The organism is Burkholderia stabilis (assembly GCF_001742165.1).
Lineage (GTDB): Bacteria > Pseudomonadota > Gammaproteobacteria > Burkholderiales > Burkholderiaceae > Burkholderia > Burkholderia stabilis.
Genome location: NZ_CP016443.1, coordinates 415773 through 432579, shown reverse-complemented (window position 1 = coordinate 432579; position 16807 = coordinate 415773). Strand labels below are relative to the sequence as shown.

Annotated in this window: 14 protein-coding genes; 11 read left to right on the top strand and 3 right to left on the bottom strand. The window is 69.2% G+C overall.

The annotated features are described in order from the left end of the window. Positions 1 to 3 precede the first annotated feature (3 nt). The 7 genes from BBJ41_RS20005 (at position 4) to BBJ41_RS19975 (ending at position 7039) form a co-directional block, all read left to right on the top strand. The gene (locus BBJ41_RS20005) at positions 4 to 843 is read left to right on the top strand and encodes a class II aldolase/adducin family protein (RefSeq protein ID WP_069748077.1); all 840 of its coding nucleotides are present in this window, start codon (positions 4 to 6) and stop codon (positions 841 to 843) included. A gap of 32 nt (positions 844 to 875) precedes the next feature. Further along, a complete protein-coding gene (locus BBJ41_RS20000; RefSeq protein WP_069748076.1) occupies positions 876 to 1910 on the top strand; it encodes an ABC transporter substrate-binding protein in 1035 nt (344 codons plus the stop codon). A gap of 4 nt (positions 1911 to 1914) precedes the next feature. Next, entirely contained in the window at positions 1915 to 3018 is a 1104-nt protein-coding gene (locus BBJ41_RS19995; RefSeq protein ID WP_069748075.1) for an ABC transporter permease, read from the top strand. Next, complete coding sequence (locus tag BBJ41_RS19990) at positions 3012 to 3851, top strand: ABC transporter ATP-binding protein (RefSeq protein ID WP_069748074.1); 840 nt, start codon at positions 3012 to 3014, stop codon at positions 3849 to 3851. Before BBJ41_RS19995 ends, BBJ41_RS19990 begins: the two co-directional genes overlap by 7 nt. Before the next feature lie 50 nt (positions 3852 to 3901). After that, positions 3902 to 5092, top strand: a complete 1191-nt coding sequence (locus tag BBJ41_RS19985; protein WP_069750277.1) for a c-type cytochrome — start codon at positions 3902 to 3904, stop codon at positions 5090 to 5092. Positions 5093 to 5129: 37 nt separating this feature from the next. Then, positions 5130 to 6083 carry an ABC transporter substrate-binding protein gene (locus BBJ41_RS19980; protein ID WP_069748073.1) on the top strand — a complete coding sequence of 318 codons (954 nt, stop codon included), beginning with the start codon at positions 5130 to 5132 and terminating at the stop codon, positions 6081 to 6083. 89 nt (positions 6084 to 6172) lie between these two features. Continuing rightward, entirely contained in the window at positions 6173 to 7039 is an 867-nt protein-coding gene (locus tag BBJ41_RS19975) for an MOSC domain-containing protein (RefSeq protein WP_069748072.1), read from the top strand. Positions 7040 to 7113: 74 nt separating this feature from the next. Here BBJ41_RS19975 and BBJ41_RS19970 read toward each other — a convergent pair whose 3' ends face one another. From BBJ41_RS19970 to BBJ41_RS19960, 3 genes are all read right to left on the bottom strand, one after another. Further along, positions 7114 to 8532, bottom strand: coding sequence for a sensor histidine kinase (locus BBJ41_RS19970; protein WP_069748071.1), 1419 nt, complete (start codon positions 8530 to 8532; stop codon positions 7114 to 7116). Positions 8533 to 8752: 220 nt separating this feature from the next. Next, entirely contained in the window at positions 8753 to 9433 is a 681-nt protein-coding gene (locus tag BBJ41_RS19965; RefSeq protein ID WP_069748070.1) for a response regulator, read from the bottom strand. Between the two features lie 124 nt (positions 9434 to 9557). Then, positions 9558 to 10793, bottom strand: a complete 1236-nt coding sequence (locus tag BBJ41_RS19960; RefSeq protein ID WP_069748069.1) for a multidrug effflux MFS transporter — start codon at positions 10791 to 10793, stop codon at positions 9558 to 9560. A 101-nt stretch (positions 10794 to 10894) separates the two neighbouring features. Between BBJ41_RS19960 and pdxR the strand changes: the two genes are divergently transcribed. The 4 genes from pdxR to BBJ41_RS19940 all read left to right on the top strand — a co-directional run bounded on the left by pdxR (position 10895) and on the right by BBJ41_RS19940 (position 16650). Continuing rightward, a complete protein-coding gene (pdxR, locus tag BBJ41_RS19955; protein WP_069748068.1) occupies positions 10895 to 12391 on the top strand; it encodes a MocR-like pyridoxine biosynthesis transcription factor PdxR in 1497 nt (498 codons plus the stop codon). 217 nt (positions 12392 to 12608) lie between these two features. Then, the gene (locus BBJ41_RS19950) at positions 12609 to 13709 is read left to right on the top strand and encodes an ABC transporter substrate-binding protein (RefSeq protein WP_069748067.1); all 1101 of its coding nucleotides are present in this window, start codon (positions 12609 to 12611) and stop codon (positions 13707 to 13709) included. Positions 13710 to 13817: 108 nt separating this feature from the next. Further along, positions 13818 to 15590 (top strand): ABC transporter permease, encoded by a 1773-nt coding sequence (locus BBJ41_RS19945; protein ID WP_069748066.1) that lies wholly within the window; start codon positions 13818 to 13820, stop codon positions 15588 to 15590. After that, positions 15583 to 16650: an ABC transporter ATP-binding protein gene (locus BBJ41_RS19940; RefSeq protein ID WP_069748065.1), complete on the top strand. Its 1068-nt coding sequence runs from the start codon at positions 15583 to 15585 to the stop codon at positions 16648 to 16650. The genes BBJ41_RS19945 and BBJ41_RS19940 overlap by 8 nt, the downstream gene beginning before the upstream one ends. The last annotated feature ends 157 nt before the right edge of the window (positions 16651 to 16807 follow it).

Below are 16807 nucleotides of genomic sequence, written 5' to 3'. Positions count from 1 at the left end.
GCCATGTCCGCCGTCCTGTCCACGCCCGTTCGCACCGCGTCGGGCCTCGCGCTCGCCGAAACACCGCGCCAGCATTTCTGGTTCGACCCGCCCGCGCCGCGCATCGACGTCGCCGCCGAACGCCGCCATCGGCAGGCGCGGCTCGCCGCCGCGTTCCGCCTGTTCGCGCGCTACGGTTTCGCGTCGGGCCTCGCCGGCCACATCACCGCACGCGATCCGGAACTGCCCGACCACTTCTGGGTGAACCCGCTCGGCGTGCATTTCTCGCAGATCAAGGTATCCGACCTGCTGCTCGTCAACGCGCGCGGCGAAACCGCGATCGGCACGCGCCCGCTGAACAAGGCCGCTTTCGCGATCCATGCGGCGATCCACGACGCGCATCCGCACATCGTCGCCGCCGCGCACACGCATTCGACCTACGGCAAGGCGTGGTCGACGCTCGGCCGCCCGCTCGATCCGCTGACGCAGGACGCCTGCGTGTTCTACGAGGACCACGCGCTGTTCGACGACTTCACGGGGATGGTCGTCGACACGAGCGAAGGCGCGCGGATCGCGCACGCGCTCGAGAAGCCGGAAGGCGGCACGCACAAGGGCGTAATCCTGAAGAACCACGGCATCCTGACGGCTGGCCCGACGGTCGAGGCCGCCGCATGGTGGTACATCGCGCTCGACAACGCCGCGCACACGCAGTTGCTGGCCGAGGCGGCCGGCACGCCGCAGCCGATCGATCATGCGACCGCGCGCCACACGCACGGCCAGATCGGCGGCCCCGAAGGGGCGCTGCATGCGTTCGACAGCCTGTTTGCGCGCGTCCTCGCCGACGAACCCGACCTGCTCGACTGAGCGCCTTTCCGCACGACCGGAGACCAGACCACATGACCCGCACCACCGCACCCGCGCCGTCCGGCGCGCACGACGACAAACGCCGCAAGCTGCTGCGCGCGGCCGGCGCCGCCGCGCTCGCCGCGCCGGCGATCACGCTCGGCCGCAAGGCGTGGTCCGCGCCGCCGCTGAAGAAGCTCACGTTCGCGTGGAACCAGAACGCGTTCTGCCTGACGCCGATCGTCGTCGCGCAGGAACGCGGCTTCTTCGAGAAGAACGGCCTGAAGGTCGAACTGATCAACTACAGCGGGTCGACCGACCAGTTGCTCGAATCGATCGCGACCGGCAAGGCCGACGCGGCGGTCGGGATGATCCACCGCTGGCTGAAGCCGCTCGAAGCCGGCTTCGACGTGAAGATCATCGGCAGCTCGCACGGCGGCTGCGTGCGGCTGGTCGGCGCCAAGGCGGCCGGCGTCACGACGCTGCAGGCGCTGAAGGGCAAGACGGTCGGCGTCAGCGATCTGGCCGCGCCCGGCAAGCATTTCTTCTCGATCCTGCTCGCGAAGAACGGCATCGATCCCGAGCGCGACATCACGTGGCGGCAGTATCCGGCCGACCTGCTCGGCGTCGCGGTCGACAAGGGCGAGATCCACGCGATCGCCGACGGCGACCCGAACCTCTATCTGCTCGAAAAGCGCAGCAACGGCGCGTATACCGAGCTGGCGACGAACCTGTCCGGCGAATACGCGCGCAAGGTGTGCTGCGTGATCGGCGCGCGCGGTGACCTCGTGCGCAACGACCGGCCCGCAGCCGCCGGGCTCGCACGCTCGATCGTTCAGGCTACCGAGTACACGCACGACAATCCGAATGAAGCCGCGAAGGTGTTCGCGAAGTATTCGCCGAAGATCAGCCCCGAGGATCTGCGCAAGCTCTACGCGACGCTCACCTACACGCATCACCCGACCAACGTCGATCTGCAGCAGGAAATCGCGTTTTATGCGGACGACTTCCGCCGCATCAGCGTGCTGAAGAAAAGCACGGACCCGCAGCGCTTCGCGCAGCAGGTCTATGCGAACGTGCTGGGGTGACGCGATGTCGACGATCGAACACGCTTCCACCACGCACACCGCACCGGCACCGGCCGGCGGTACTTCCGTTTCCGCCTCCGCTGCGCCCGCACGCATCGCCTGCACGGCGTGCGAAGCGACGCTGGCAGCCGAAGCCCGCCGCGCGCGAACCTGGCCGACCGGCATCGCGGCCGCGCTCGCATGGGCCGCGCTCGGCGCGCTCACGCAACTGTGGCCGAACCGTGTCGTCGGTTTCACCGACTGGGCCTACACGGACACGTTCGGCACGGCCGCGTGGTCGATCGGCGCGCTGCTGCTCGCCGCCGCGACGCTCGGCCATCTCGCCGCCCCGACGCGCGCACGGCTCGCACGCGTGCGGCCGGCCGGCCCGTGGCTCGTCGCGCTGCCGCTGGTGCTCGCCGCGTGGGAAATCGCCACCGCGAAAACCGGCTGGCTGCCGACGCCGTTCTTCGCGCCGCCACAGGCGCTGATCGAGGTCTATGTCGACGACTGGCCGCGCCTGCTCGGCAGCGCCGGCAACACGCTGAAGCTGCTCGCGCTCGGGTTTGCATACGGCGTCGCGGTCGGCTTCGCGGTGGGCGTATCGATCGGCTGGTCGCGCCGGATCGGCTACTGGGTGCATCCGGTGCTGCGCGTGCTCGGCCCCGTGCCGGCCACCGCACTGCTGCCGCTCACGTTCTACTTCTTTCCGTCGAGCTATTCGGCCGCCGCGTTCCTGATCGCGCTGTCGACCGGATTCCCGGTCGCGGTGCTGACCTGGTCCGGCGTCGCGAGCGTCAACAAGCAGTATTACGACGTCGCGCGCACGCTCGGCGCGAACGCGCGTTTCCTCGTGCTGCGCGTCGCGATTCCGGCCGCGCTGCCGCACGTGTTCGTCGGCATCTTCATGGGGCTGAGCGCGTCGTTCACGGTGCTGGTCGTCGCCGAGATGATGGGCGTCAAGTCGGGGCTCGGCTGGTATCTGAGCTGGGCGCAGGGCTGGGCGTCGTACGTGAACATGTACGCGGCGCTGATCGTGATGGCGCTGCTGTTTTCCGGATTGATCGCGCTGCTGTTCGCGGTGCGCGACCGCGCGCTCGCGTGGCAGAAAGGAACCGTCAAATGGTAAGCGCCGCCGTAGTCGAACCGTCCGTTGCCGCTTCTGCCGCCGCTTCGGCCACCACTTCGCCCGCCGTCACTGCGCCGCGCGGCGCGCGCATCGACATCCGCCGCGTGAGCCACGCGTTCGACGGCCCCGGCGGCCCGCTGCCGGTGCTCGACGACGTCACGCTGTCGGTCGCCGCCGGCGAATTCGTCGCGCTGCTCGGCCCGAGCGGCTGCGGGAAATCGACGCTGCTGCGCCTCGTCGCAGGCCTCGATACCGCGCGGCAAGGCACCATCGCACAGGACGGCGTGCCGATCGAGCAGCCCGATCCGTCGCGCATCGTCGTGTTCCAGGACCCGACGCTGTACCCGTGGCGGCGCGTGCGCGCGAACGTCGCGCTCGGCCTCGAAGCGCGCGGCGTGGCGCGTGTCGCGCAGCATCGCGTGGACGATGCGCTCGAACGCGTCGGGCTGCGCGAGTTCTCGAACGTGTTTCCGCACCAGTTGTCCGGCGGGATGGCGCAGCGCGTCGCGCTCGCCCGTGCGCTCGTCAACGATCCGCGCCTGCTGATTCTCGACGAACCGCTCGGCAAGCTCGATTCGCTGACGCGCCTCACGATGCAGGCCGAGCTGACCGCGCTGTGGCAACGCGACGGCTTCTCGTCGCTGCTCGTCACGCACGATGTCGAGGAAGCGCTGTTCCTCGCGCAGCGCGTGATCGTGTTCGGGCCGCGCCCCGCGCGGATTGTCGCGGAATTGCGCGTCGACCTGCCCTACCCGCGCCACCGCGGCGACCCGCGTCTCGCCGAACTGCGTCACGACGCGCTGCGGCATCTCGGGCTCGATGCGAGCTGGTAGATGCGCGGTTTCCTTGGACGGTTGACTGCTTTGCGGCGGGGATGCATGCGATGAACGCGCCGCCGTTCGCCGACTGGGCGCTCGTCTTCCTGCAACTGCTGTATCGCGCGCAAATCGCGTTGGCGCGCGGGCTGCACGCGCTCGGCCTGACCGGCGATGCCGACGGTCAGGCCGCGTGGCCGTGGGCGCACCGCATCGCGCTCGAAACGCTGCGCATCGACGCGGGACTCACGCGGCAACTTGCGTTCGCCTGCATCGCAACGGCGCTTGCGGTGGTACTCGCCTGTGTCGCGCTCGCTTCGCGCAAATGGCGTTTCGCCTCCGCGATCGCCGCGCTGGCGGTGGCATGGTTCGCGCCGTGGCCGCCGTCGTCGCTGTGGCTGACGCCCGCCGTGCCGACGAGTTTCCAGCGCGATCCCGCAGCGTTTTCGGTATCGAACGTGATGCGCGGCGCGCATCTGTATGCGCAGCACTGCGCGGCCTGCCACGGCGCGGACGGTCGCGGCGAAGGGCCGCTCGCGGCCACGCTCGCACACTGGCCGCCGACCTTCGCCGGCGCGCTGCTCGCGCGTCGCCTCGATGGCGAACTGTTCTGGCGCGTGCGGCACGGCACGCGAGACGAACGCGGCGCGGCGACGATGCCCGGCTTCGCTTCGACGCTCGGCCCGCAGGACACCTGGGCCGTGCTCGACTACCTGAAGGCGCTTGCGGCCGGCAGCGGCGCGCAAGCAGAAGGCGCTTGGCCCGTTCCCGTCCCGCTGCCGGCGCTCGACGTGCGCTGCGGCGACGCCGCACCCCAACCGCTCGATCGCTGGCGCGAAGGCCAGCGCGTACGCATCGTCGCGCTCGCACCGGGCGTCGCGCCACCGCCGGAAGACGCGCGCTGGCAGACCTTGCTCGTCACGGCGAGCGGCACGTCCGCGCCGACGGCGACCGGCGCGCGCGCGAACTGCGTCGCGTCGACACCCGACGCGTGGCTCGCGTTCGCGACGATCGCAGGCATCGCGCCCGATGCGCTCGGCGGCACTCAGCTCCTCGCCGATCGGCGTGGCTGGCTGCGGGCGCGCGCGCTGCCGGGCAGCGTCGGGTGGTCGGATGCCGACCTGCTGTGCCGCTCGGACGCGGCTGCGCGGCCGGCCGCGGCCGCCGTCACCGCCGGAAGCAGCGACCCGCTGACCGCGTTGCTGCTGCGTGTCGACGCCGAGCCCGTGCGCGACGTGCAGGCCGGGCTCCCGCACTGAATTCCCGAACCTTTCTTCCGACCGAACGAACTTCACGATGAATCCGACCCGACGCCATTTCCTCGCGCAGGCAAGCGCCCTCGCCACGATCGCCGCAGCGCCGGCCGCACTGCGCGCGCAATCGGGCACGCGGCCGCTGCTGCGCGCCGGCGACCAGAAAGGCGGGCTGCGCGCGCTGCTCGAAGCGGCCGGCGAACTGAACGGCCTGCCCTACGACATCGCGTGGACCGAATTCCCGGCGGCCGCGCCGCTCGCCGAAGCGCTGAACGCCGCCGCCGTCGACTGCGGGCCGATCGGCGACGCGCCGGTGATCTTCGCGCTCGCGTCGGGCGCGCGCATCAAGGTGATCGGCGCGAACCGTTCCGATCCGTACGGCACGGCCGTGCTCGTGCGGCCCGATGCGACGCTCAAAGGCGCGGCCGACCTGAAGGGCAAAAGCATCGGCACCACGCGCGGCTCGATCGGCCATTTCGTCACGCTGAAGGCGCTCGACGCGGCCGGCCTGCCGCCCGATGCCGTGTCGTTCCGCTTCCTGCCGCCGGCCGACACGATGCTCGCGCTCGCGACCGGCTCGATCGACGCATGGGCGACGTGGGAACCCTATACCGCGCTGGCCGAAACGAGCGGCCGTGCACGCTTGCTCGTCAACGGCCGCGGCCTGTGGTCGGGCCTCAGCTACGTCGCCGCGACCGACGCGGCGATCGCGTCGAAGCGCGAGGTGCTGCACGATTTCCTGCAGCGCGTCGTGCGCGCGCAAACCTGGTCGTACCGGCACGTCGACGCGTATTCCGCAGCGCTCGCGCGCATCATCGGCATTCCGCCGGCCGCCGCGAAGCTGCAATTCGAGCGCCGCAACACGCGCTGGCAGCCGATCGATGCGACGGTCGTCGCCGGGCAGCAGCGCACCGCCGATTTCTACCTGAAGGCCGGGCTGCTGCGCCAGCCGCTCGATGTGCGCGCAACCTTCGACCCCGGTTTCCCGCTCGCGTAACCGGCGGCGCGGCACGGCGCAACCGCCCAAACGGTTTCGGTGCGATCTGGCACAATCGCAGCTCGTCCATCCCGCCCTCAGCCAGCGTCATGCCAGCCATCGCCGAACTCTTCGTCTACCCGATCAAATCCTGCGCCGGCATTGCGCTGTCGCGTGCGCAACTGCTCGAAACGGGCCTCGCGTACGATCGCCACTGGCTGATTACCGACCCCGACGGGCAGATGATCACGCAGCGCACGCACCCGCGTCTCGCGCTGATCCGCACCGCGCTCGACACCGATGCGCTCGTGCTGAACGCGCCGGGCATGCGCGAGATCCGCACGCCGCTCGACGGCGACGCGACGCCTGCCACGCCGTCAATGGCCGCGACCGTCTGGCGCGACACCGTCGACGCGATCGACACGGGCGCCGAAACGGCCGCGTGGCTCACCGAATTCCTCGGCACGCCCGCGAAGCTCGCGCGCTTCGGGGCCGATGCGCGTCGCGGCTGCAACCGCAAATGGACGGGCGAGATCGATACGCACACGCAGTTCGCGGACGGTTATCCGCTGCTCGTGATCGGCCAGTCGTCGCTCGACGACCTGAACGCGCGGCTCGCCGCGAAAGGCGCGCCGGCGATTCCGATGAACCGCTTCCGCCCGAACATCGTCGTGTCGGATCTCGACGCCTACGAAGAGGATTTCGTCGAACACCTCGACACCGACGGCGCGACGCCCGTGCGGCTGCGCCTCGTGAAGCTGTGCACGCGCTGCCCGATGCCGACGATCGACCAGGCCACCGGCGCGCCCGACCCGGCATGGCCGCACGAGCCGACCGACACGATGCAGGCCTATCGCGCGAACCCGAACTACGAAGACGCGCTGACGTTCGGCATCAACGCGATCGTCGTCGAAGGCGCGGGCGCGTGGCTCGAAATCGGGCAATCGCTGGAAGCGGAGATCGGGTTCGGCGATTGAGCCGCACGTACGGAATCGCCCCCAAACCGCATAGCCATCGCAATCGGGAAGCAACCACGCGCTTCCCGCCGCCCTCACGCCGCGCGCGCCTCCGCATCGTTCGCCGCCGGCAACCGGATCGTCACGACCAGCCCGCCGCCCGCAGCATCGGCGAGCATCACGCTGCCCTGATGCACGCGTGCGATCTCCCGCACGATCGACAGCCCGAGCCCCGTCCCTTCGACCGTCTGCGTCTTGCTGCCGCGATGGAAGCGCTCGAACACCGCGTCGCGCTCGTCCGCCGGAACGCCCGGCCCGTTGTCGATCACGTCGAGCCGCGCCTGCTCGCCATCGCGCGACACACGCACCGTAATCACCGCGCTGTCGCCTGCATACCGAATCGCGTTGTCGATCAGGTTGCCGATCATCTCGCCGAGCAGATCCGGTTGCCCATGCACGCTCACATCGGCTTCGTGCTCGAAGCCGAGATCGATGTCGCGCGCGCGTGCAACCGGCGACCAGTCGAGCGTCACGCTGCGCGCAAGCCGGTGCAGCGCGACCGGCTCGTGCGCGACCGCCTGGCCGCTGTCCGAATCGAGCCGCGACAGCGACAGCAGTTGCTGGACGATCTTCGCGGCCTGCCGCACCGCGCCGTTCGCGCGCCGCAGATGCCCGTTCGCGCGCGGCTGTTCATCGGGCCGCAGTGCGAGCTCGACGCCGGCCTGCACGGCCGCGAGCGGCGTCTTCAGTTGATGGGCCGCATCCGCGAAGAAGCGCCGCCGCGCGACCTGCATCCGCTGCGTGCGGCCGATGTACTGGTTGATCGACTCGACGAGCGGCGCGAGCTCGCTCGGCATCGCGCCGGTGTCGAGCGGCGTCGGATCGTCCTCGCTGCGCGCGGCGACCGTGGCCGACAGCCGGTTCAGCGGCCGCAGCCCGCGCCCGACGCCAAGCCATACGATCCCGAGCGCGAGCACGACGAGCAGCCCTTCCTGCAGCAGCGAACCGATCAGGATCTCGCGCGCGAGCGCCTGGCGCGCCTCGATCGTCTCGCCGACCATCACCCACACGATGCGCGACTGCGCGGTCGGCACGTCGTGTACCGGTATGCGCAGCGCGGCCATCCGCAACTGCTCGCCGCGATAGATGACGTCGTAGTAGCGCGTGACGAACAGCGCGCCGTCGCCCGCGTCGCGCCCCTGCGGCAGCGGCAGGTCCGGGTAGCCGGTGATCGTGTGGCCGTTGTCCTCGCGGATCAGGTAGTAGATCTTGCCGCCATCGCTCGATTCGAGCATTTCGAGCGCGAGATACGGCAGGTCGACCTCGATCTCGCCGTCGTTGAGCCGCACGCCTTCGCGGATCGACTTCAGCGACGACGACAGCGTGCGGTCGAACGCGACGTGCGCGGCGCTCATCGCGCGCTGGTACGTGAGCCACGAATCGAGCGCGAGCAGGCCGAGCAGCGGCAACAGCAGCCACAGCGCGACCTGGGTTCGCAGGTTCGGGCGCGTCACGATGCCTTCCGCCGGGTCGCCCCAAAGGGCGCGGCGGTAAATTCGCGGAGCCTCGCGCCGCGCCCGCACAGCCGGCCGTGGACGGCATGTGCCCCTTCGAGGCTCAGCGGACATGTCGATCCGGAGTTAGCGCCGTTGGTGCTTGCTGCGGTCCCATGCAAGGCTGTCGATCCGGAGTCGCGTTTCAGCGCGTAGCAAAGCAAGTGCGCGTGGGAGCGGTTCATTCCGCCGACTCCGCCTTCGCTTCGAGCAGATAACCCAGCCCGCGCAGCGTGACGATCGCGACGCCCGTGCTTTCGAGCTTCTTGCGCAGCCGGTACACGTAGATCTCGATCGCATCCGCGTTGACCGATTCGTCGAGCCCGAAGATCTTCTCCGACAGCGTGTCCTTGTTGATTGCGCGGCCGTTGCGCAGGATCAGCACTTCGAGCACCGAACGCTCGCGCGGCGTCAGCGACAGCGGCTCGCCCGCGAGGTGAAAGCTGCGGTCGATACTGTCGTACGAAAGCGGCCCGCATTCGACCCGCGAATGCTCATGGCCGAGACTGCGCCGGATCAGCGCGCGGGCGCGCGCCTCCAGTTCGGTCAGCTCGAACGGTTTCGCGAGATAGTCGTCGGCGCCGAGATCGAGCCCTTTCACGCGATCCTCGACCGAGCCGTGCGCGGTGAGGATCAGCACCGGCACCGGGTTGCGGCGCGCACGCAGCCGCCGCAGCACCTCCAGCCCGTCGAGCTTCGGCAGCCCGAGATCGAGGATCACCAGCGCGTAATCCTGCGTGCGCAGCACGTGGTCCGCGGCCTCGCCGTCCGCCATGTGATCGACCGCGAAACGCGCGGCGCTCAGCGCGTCGTTCAGCGACTGGGCCAGGTTCGGGTTGTCTTCGACGAGCAGCACACGCATGGGGAATCCGTAAGGTCAGCGACAGGCCGCTACATTACATGATCCTTTCCATGCCGACGCCTCGCGGAAACACTGGTTGCGCCGCCCCGGCGAACCCGTCGCCCCCGGCCCGGCCCGGCGTCGCTCATTGCTCGACGGCGGGACGGTTCCCCGTCGCGCGACGTGAACCGACGCTCGCGCCGCGCTCGCGCAGACCGACGACCACCGCGACAAACGCGATGCTCGCGCCCGCCGTGACGACGATCATCGGTTGCGCGGTGCCGTCCGACAGCCACGCCAGCACGCCGCCGCACGCGGCCGTGATCGCCATCTGGATAAAGAAGAAGAGCCCGGATGCCGTTCCGGCGATCTTCGTGTACGGCTGCATCACGGCAAACTGACAGGCCGGAATCGCGATCCCGACGGCAATCATCACGACGAACATCGGCACGACGAGCGGCACGACCGCCCCGGGGGCAAACGCACCGCCGGCCCACAGCGCGGCGGTGCCGGCCAGATTGACGACGGCGGCCGCCGCGACGACGGTATCGGGCTGCCAGCGGCCGTTGGCGCGCCCGAACGCGCTCGAGCCGATCAGGTAACCGAGCACGGTCACGCCGAAGATCGCCGCATACACCGGGCCGGACACGCCGATTTGCCGCTGGAACAGCGTCGACGATTCCGCGATGAACGGATAGTAGGTGCAGTACGCGAAGCTGATGGCCAGCGAATGGCGCAGGAAACGCCGCTCGCGCAGCAGGCCCGCGTACGTCCGCAGGAGCCCCGGGCCCGGCGCCGGCTGCGCGTCGCGTTCGCGGGTCTCCGGCAGGTAGCGCAGCACCATCGCCGTGGCGACCACCCCGCCCGCCGCGAGACAGCCGAACACGCCGCGCCATCCGAGCCACTCGGCGACCGCGCTACCGGCCAGCGGCGCGACCACCGGCGACAGCGCCATGCCGGCCGAGATGCGGCCGAGCATCGTCGCCTGCAGCCCGGCCGGAAAGCGCTCGCGCACGATGACCCGCCCGATCACCGTGCCGCAGCAGCCGCCCAGCGCCTGGAAGATGCGTGCGGCGACGATCGCCGCGACGCTGGCCGACAGCGCGCACGCAACGCTTGCGACCACGTACACGCACAGGCCGCCGATCAGAACGGGGCGCCGGCCGTAGCGGTCGGACAAAGGCCCCGATACCAGCATCGACAGCGCATAGCCGACCATGTAGAGGGTCAGCGTGAGCTGCAACTGTGCGTCGGTGCCATGCAGCGCGTCCGCCATCGCGGGCAGCGACGGCAGGTACGCATCGATCGTGACGCGCGGCAAACATACGACGAGCATCAACAGGAACAGCCAGCCCCACTGGGGTAATGAACGCGTCTTCATGTGGTGAGCCGTCTCCGGCCGGAATGATGTGGTCGGCATCAATCTACGGAGAAAGTGATATAAGCTGAAGGGCCATTAAATCGACACCTCACTAGACCACTATGCCGCGAGGCAAAGCCGCGATTCCGCTTGATCTGCCGTGCCCTTCCGGGCTGTCGACGGCCAGCCCGCAATCGAAGCAGGCGGTCATCGCCGATACGATTCGCGCCGCGATCCTGCAGCGCCTGCTTCCCGGCGACAGCCCGCTGCCGTCCAGCCGGACGCTCGCCGTGCGCTGGGGCGTCGCACGGGGGACCGTCGAGGCGGCATACGACCTGCTGTGCTCCGAGGGCTATATCGCGCGCACGCGCGGCTCCGGGTCGAGGGTCAGCGCGGTGGTGCCGGACAGCTATTTGCGCGCGGCGGCGCAGTCGCGCGACGACGCGCCTCAACGCGTCGACGCGCCGAAGGACACGACAGGCACCACGGACGCAACCGATTCGGCCACCGCGGAACACGGCGTGCGCCCCGGCGTCCCGTTCGTCGCGCGGCTCGCCGATCCCGGCCTGCTGTCGATGCAGCAATGGAAGAAAGCGCTCGGCGCCAGCCTGCTCGCCGCGACGGCGGACGACCTCGGCGCGACGCCGTCACAGGGCGTCGCCAGCCTGCGCGACGAAATCGCCGCGTACCTGCGCGAATACCGCGGCATTCCGTGCGAAGCCCGCGACATCTTCATCACGACCGGCATCCGGCATTCGATCGATCTCGTCGCGCGCACGCTGCTCGGGCCCGGCTCGACGGTACTGATGGAGGACCCCGGCTATGCGTCGGCGTGGCAGATCTTCGGCATCACGGGCGCGACCGTGATCGACGTGCCGGTCGACCGGGAAGGGATCGACACCGCGTCGCTGGAGCGGCATCCCGATGCGCGCGCGGCGTACGTGACACCCGCCCACCAGGCGCCGCTCGGCATCACGATGTCGGTGTCGCGCCGGCTCGAACTGCTCGACTGGGCGCAGCGCCACCGCGCGTGGATCATCGAGGACGACTACGACGGCGAATTCAGCTACCAGACCGCGCCGCTGCCCGCGCTGAAATCGCTGGATGCGTGCGATCGCGTGATCTACTGCGGTTCGTTCAACAAGACGCTGTTCTCGGGCTTGCGCATCGGCTTCATGGTCGTGCCGGCGGAACTGCGAGCGGCGCTGTCGGCCGTGTGGCAGGCGACCGGGCGCTCGGTCGGCGTGGCGCCCCAGCTCGCGCTGGCCCGCTTCATCGCGCACGGCGACTTTGCGAAGCACCTGCGCGCCAGCCGCCACGCTTACCGCCAGCGGCGCGACATCGTGCTCGAGCAACTGGCGAAGCACGCCGGCGGGCGTCATGCGGTATCCGGCGAGCACGCCGGCTTTCATTTCGTGCTGTGGCTGCCGCCCGGGACGGACGACGCGTCGTTCGTCGCGCAGGCCCGCGCGGCCGGCGTCGAACTGCAGACGATCCGCGGATTCTGCCGAAGCGCCGTGTGCGAGGCGGGTGTCGTCGTCGGGTATTCGGCGCTGACGGCCGCGCACGCGCGGCATGGCGGCCGGATCGTCGCCAGGCTGCTCGCGCAATCCGCATAACCCTCGCCGCCTTCGTTCCCGCGCCCGGCGGCGCCCCGCTTCCCTCCTGTTCAAACCGAGCCGCGCGCCGCGAAACCCGCGGCTGCCGTCGTTTCGACCTCGGGAAATCCATGACACGAACGCCGCAATTGTGAACAGGAATGAAAGCAGGCTGAAAGTGCCCCGCAATTAACATCCGCGTCACTCGAACAAAACCCACGCATAACTGGAGGAAGACATGCCGTTTGCACCGAAGACCCTCGCCGCCGCGCTGGCGCTCGTGATGGGCACTGCCGCCGGCAGCGCCGCCGCGCAGGTTCCGGCCGGATACCCCGGCAGCTACCAGGGCGTGATCGACGCCGCGAAGCAGGAAGGCAAGCTGATCGTCTACTCGACGACCGACACGGGCCTCGTGCGTCCGCTGATCAAGGACTTCGAAAGCCTGTACGGCATCAAGGTCGAATACAACGACATGAACAGCACCGAGCTGTACAACCGCTACATCAGCGAGAACGCGGCGAGCAGCACGAGCGCCGACGTGCTGTGGAGCTCGGCGATGGACCTGCAGGTCAAGCTCGTCAACGACGGCCTGATGGCATCCTACGATTCGCCCGAAAGCGCGGGCATCCCGCAATGGGCGCAATACCAGAAGCAGGCGTACGGCACGACGTTCGAGCCGCTCGCGATCGTCTACAACAAGCGCCTGATCCCCGAGAACGAAGTGCCGAAGACGCGCGCCGACCTGATCAAGCTGCTCACCACGCAGGCCGACAAGTTCAAGGGCAAGGTCACGACCTACGACATCGAGAAATCGGGCGTCGGCTTCAACTACCTGACGCAGGACGCGCATGTGAACGAGAAGGTCACGTGGGAGCTCGTGAAGGCGATCGGCGCGACCGGGCCGAAACTGCAGTCGAGCACGGGCGCGATGATGGAGCGGATCTCGTCGGGCGAAAACCTGATCGGCTACAACATCATCGGCTCGTATGCGTACGCGAAAGCGAAGAAGGACAAGTCCATCGGCTACGTGTTTCCGAAGGACTACACGCAGGTTGTGAGCCGCCTGGCCACGATCTCGAAGAAGGCCAAGAACCCGAACGCCGCGAAGCTGTGGGTCGACTACCTGCTGTCGAAGCGCGGCCAGACGCTGATCGCGAACCAGGCGAACCTGTATGCGATCCGCGCGGACGTGACCGGCGAAACGTCGGCCGCGAGCCTCACGAAGGAACTCGGCGATTCGCTGAAGCCGATCCAGATCGGCACCGGCCTGCTCGTCTATCTCGACCAGTCGAAGCGGCTCGCCTTCCTGAAGCAATGGCAGCAGGCGATCAAGCGCTGATCCGCTGAACAGCTGACCACGGGCCGCCCGCCGCGCATCGCGCGGGCGCCCCCTTCCCCTTACCGACTTCCTTGAGGCGGCCATCCGGATGGCCGCAGGGGCGAACTCATGCTTTCAACCAGCACACGCGGAGCGGCGCCGGCCGTTCCGCCCACCACCGGCCCGGGCGGCGCGATTCCCGCGCTGCCGGTCAACAGCCTGCAGCCGCTCGCCGGCATGCTGCGCTGGATCGTCGTCGCGGTGCTGACCATCGCGGTCGCGCTGCCGCTCGGTTTCATCCTGTTCCAGAGCCTGCTGTCCGCGCCGTTCTTCGACGCGAACAAGACGCTCGGCATCGAAGGCTTCCGCTTCATCTTCAGCGATCCCGACTTCTGGTCGGCCGTGAAGAACTCCTTCATCATCGCCGGCGGGATGCTGTTCATCTCGATCCCGCTCGGCGGCATCCTCGCGTTCCTGATGGTGCGCACCGACCTGCCCGGCCGCCGCTGGCTCGAACCGCTGCTGCTCACGCCCGTGTTCGTGTCGCCGATGGTGCTCGCGTTCGGCTATGTGGTCGCGGCCGGCCCGGTCGGCTTCTACTCGGTCTGGTTCAAGGAACTGTTCGGGCTGCAAAGCGTTCCGTGGAACGTGTATTCGATCTTCGCGATCACGGTGATCGTCGGCCTCACGCACGTGCCGCACGTGTATCTCTATTCGTCGGCCGCGCTGCGCAATCTCGGCTCGGACGTCGAGGAAGCCGCGCGCGTGACGGGCGCCCGCCCGTTCCGCGTCGCGCTCGACGTGAGCCTGCCGATGACGATGCCCGCGCTGCTGTTCGCCGGCGTGCTGGTGTTCTTCCTCGGCTTCGAGGTGTTCGGGCTGCCGCTCGTGCTCGGCGATCCGGAAGGCCACCTGGTGCTCGCGACCTACCTGTACAAGCTGACCAACAAGCTCGGCGTGCCGTCGTATCACCTGATGGCCGCGGTCGCGGTGTGCATCGTCGCGATCACGTTCCCGCTCGTGCTGCTGCAGCGCCGCCTGCTGAAGACGGCCAACCGTTTCGTCACCGTGAAGGGCAAGGCCGGCCGCGCCACGGTGCTGCCGCTCGGCGTGTGGCGCTGGGTCGCGCTCGCGATCGTCGCGCTGTGGCTGATGCTGACCGTGATCGTGCCGATCTCCGGCATCGTGCTGCGCGCCTTCGTGACCAACTGGGGCGAAGGCGTGGCGCTCGCCGAAGTGCTGACGCTGTCGAACTTCACCGAGCTGTTCGAGCAGGACAACCTCGTGCGCGCGATCGTCAACACGCTCGGCATCGGCGTGATCGGCGGCGCACTCGCGGTCGGCTTCTACTCGCTCGTCGCGTTCGCCGGCCACCGCCGCCACGACTGGGCGACCAGGCTGCTCGACTACATCGTGCTGCTGCCGCGCGCGGTGCCCGGCCTGCTCGCCGGCCTCGCGTTCCTGTGGATCTTCCTGTTCGTGCCGGGCCTGCGCGAGCTGAAGAACTCGATGTGGAGCATCTGGATCGCGTACACGGTCGTGTGGCTCGCGTACGGGATGCGGCTCATCCAGAGCGCGCTGCTGCAGGTCGGCCCGGAACTCGAGGAAGCCGGCCGCAGCGTCGGCGCGACGCGCAGCCGCGTGTCGCTCGACGTGACGCTGCCGCTCGTGCGCTTCGGCCTGCTCGCCGCGTGGCTCCTGATCTTCATGATCTTCGAGCGCGAATACTCGACGGCCGTCTACCTGCTGTCGCCCGGCACCGAAGTGATCGGCGCGCTGCTCGTGTCGCTGTGGGCGACCGGCGCCGTCGACCAGGTCGCCGCGCTCTCTGTCATCAACATCGCGATGGTCGGCGCCGGTCTCGGCGTGGCCCTGCGCTTCGGAGTGAAACTTCATGGATAAGCTCATCGTCGACGATCTGCATCTCAGCTACGGCGCCAACCCGATCCTCAAGGGCGTGTCGTTCGAACTGAAGGCCGGCGAAGTCGTGTGCCTGCTCGGCGCGTCGGGCAGCGGCAAGACCACGCTGCTGCGCGCGGTGGCGGGCCTCGAACAGCCGTCCGACGGCCGCATCCAGCTCGACGACCGCGTGTTCTTCGACGGCGCGAAGCGCGTCGATCTGCCGGTCGAACAGCGTTCGCTGGGCCTGGTGTTCCAGTCGTACGCGCTGTGGCCGCACCGCACCGTCGCCGACAACGTCGGCTACGGGCTGAAGCTGCGCCGCGTCGCGCCTGCCGAACAGAAGCACCGCGTGCAGTCCGCGCTCGATCAGCTCGGCCTCGGCCATCTTGCGGAACGCTTTCCGCACCAGCTGTCGGGCGGCCAGCAGCAGCGCGTCGCGATCGCGCGCGCGCTCGTCTACAACCCGCCGGTGATCCTGCTCGACGAACCGCTGTCGAACCTCGACGCGAAGCTGCGCGAGGAAGCGCGCGCGTGGCTGCGCGAGCTGATCGTGTCGCTCGGGCTGTCGGCGCTGTGCGTGACGCACGACCAGACCGAAGCGATGGCGATGTCCGATCGCATCCTGCTGCTGCGCAACGGCCGCATCGAGCAGGAAGGCACGCCGGCCGAGCTGTACGGCTCGCCGCGTTCGCTGTACACGGCCGAGTTCATGGGCAGCAACAACCGGATCGATGCGCGCGTCGCGTCGATCGACGGCGAATGCGTGACGCTCGCCGGCGACGGCTGGGAGCTGCGCGCGCTCGCCCGCGACACGTTCGCGCCCGGCCAGGACGCGCAGGCCGTGATCCGGCTCGAACGCGTGCAGGTGACCGACGGCCCGGGCGCGAACCGGCTGCAGGCCGACCTCGTCACGTCGATGTATCTCGGCGACCGCTGGGAATACCTGTTCCATTGCGGCGACATGCGCCTGCGTGCATTCGGCCACGTGCCGCGCGCGGCCGGCAAGCACTGGATCGAATTCCCGACCAACGACTGCTGGGCGTTCGCGAAAGCGGGCTGACCCGGGCGCGGCGGCCCGCGCGCCGCCGCATGCACCCCGCGCGCATCCCGTCAGGCAACGACCTGCGGGCCCGGCGGACGCCTTCCGGCGTCCGCCGCGGCTCGTCGCGCGCCGCACCTGTTTCACCCAACCCACAAGAACCAAGGAGACACCGTCA

What these genes read in the sequence shown, in the direction of transcription:
- BBJ41_RS20005 (WP_069748077.1), top strand. Translation starts at nt 4, where the DNA reads ATGTCCGCCGTCCTGTCCACGCCCGTTCGCACCGCGTCGGGCCTCGCG.
- BBJ41_RS19980 (WP_069748073.1), top strand. Translation starts at nt 5,130, where the DNA reads ATGAATCCGACCCGACGCCATTTCCTCGCGCAGGCAAGCGCCCTCGCC.
- BBJ41_RS19950 (WP_069748067.1), top strand. Translation starts at nt 12,609, where the DNA reads ATGCCGTTTGCACCGAAGACCCTCGCCGCCGCGCTGGCGCTCGTGATG.
- pdxR (WP_069748068.1), top strand. Translation starts at nt 10,895, where the DNA reads ATGCCGCGAGGCAAAGCCGCGATTCCGCTTGATCTGCCGTGCCCTTCC.
- BBJ41_RS19945 (WP_069748066.1), top strand. Translation starts at nt 13,818, where the DNA reads ATGCTTTCAACCAGCACACGCGGAGCGGCGCCGGCCGTTCCGCCCACC.
- BBJ41_RS19965 (WP_069748070.1), bottom strand. Translation starts at nt 9,433, where the DNA reads ATGCGTGTGCTGCTCGTCGAAGACAACCCGAACCTGGCCCAGTCGCTG.
- BBJ41_RS19975 (WP_069748072.1), top strand. Translation starts at nt 6,173, where the DNA reads ATGCCAGCCATCGCCGAACTCTTCGTCTACCCGATCAAATCCTGCGCC.
- BBJ41_RS19960 (WP_069748069.1), bottom strand. Translation starts at nt 10,793, where the DNA reads ATGAAGACGCGTTCATTACCCCAGTGGGGCTGGCTGTTCCTGTTGATG.
- BBJ41_RS20000 (WP_069748076.1), top strand. Translation starts at nt 876, where the DNA reads ATGACCCGCACCACCGCACCCGCGCCGTCCGGCGCGCACGACGACAAA.
- BBJ41_RS19985 (WP_069750277.1), top strand. Translation starts at nt 3,902, where the DNA reads ATGAACGCGCCGCCGTTCGCCGACTGGGCGCTCGTCTTCCTGCAACTG.
- BBJ41_RS19990 (WP_069748074.1), top strand. Translation starts at nt 3,012, where the DNA reads ATGGTAAGCGCCGCCGTAGTCGAACCGTCCGTTGCCGCTTCTGCCGCC.
- BBJ41_RS19940 (WP_069748065.1), top strand. Translation starts at nt 15,583, where the DNA reads ATGGATAAGCTCATCGTCGACGATCTGCATCTCAGCTACGGCGCCAAC.
- BBJ41_RS19995 (WP_069748075.1), top strand. Translation starts at nt 1,915, where the DNA reads ATGTCGACGATCGAACACGCTTCCACCACGCACACCGCACCGGCACCG.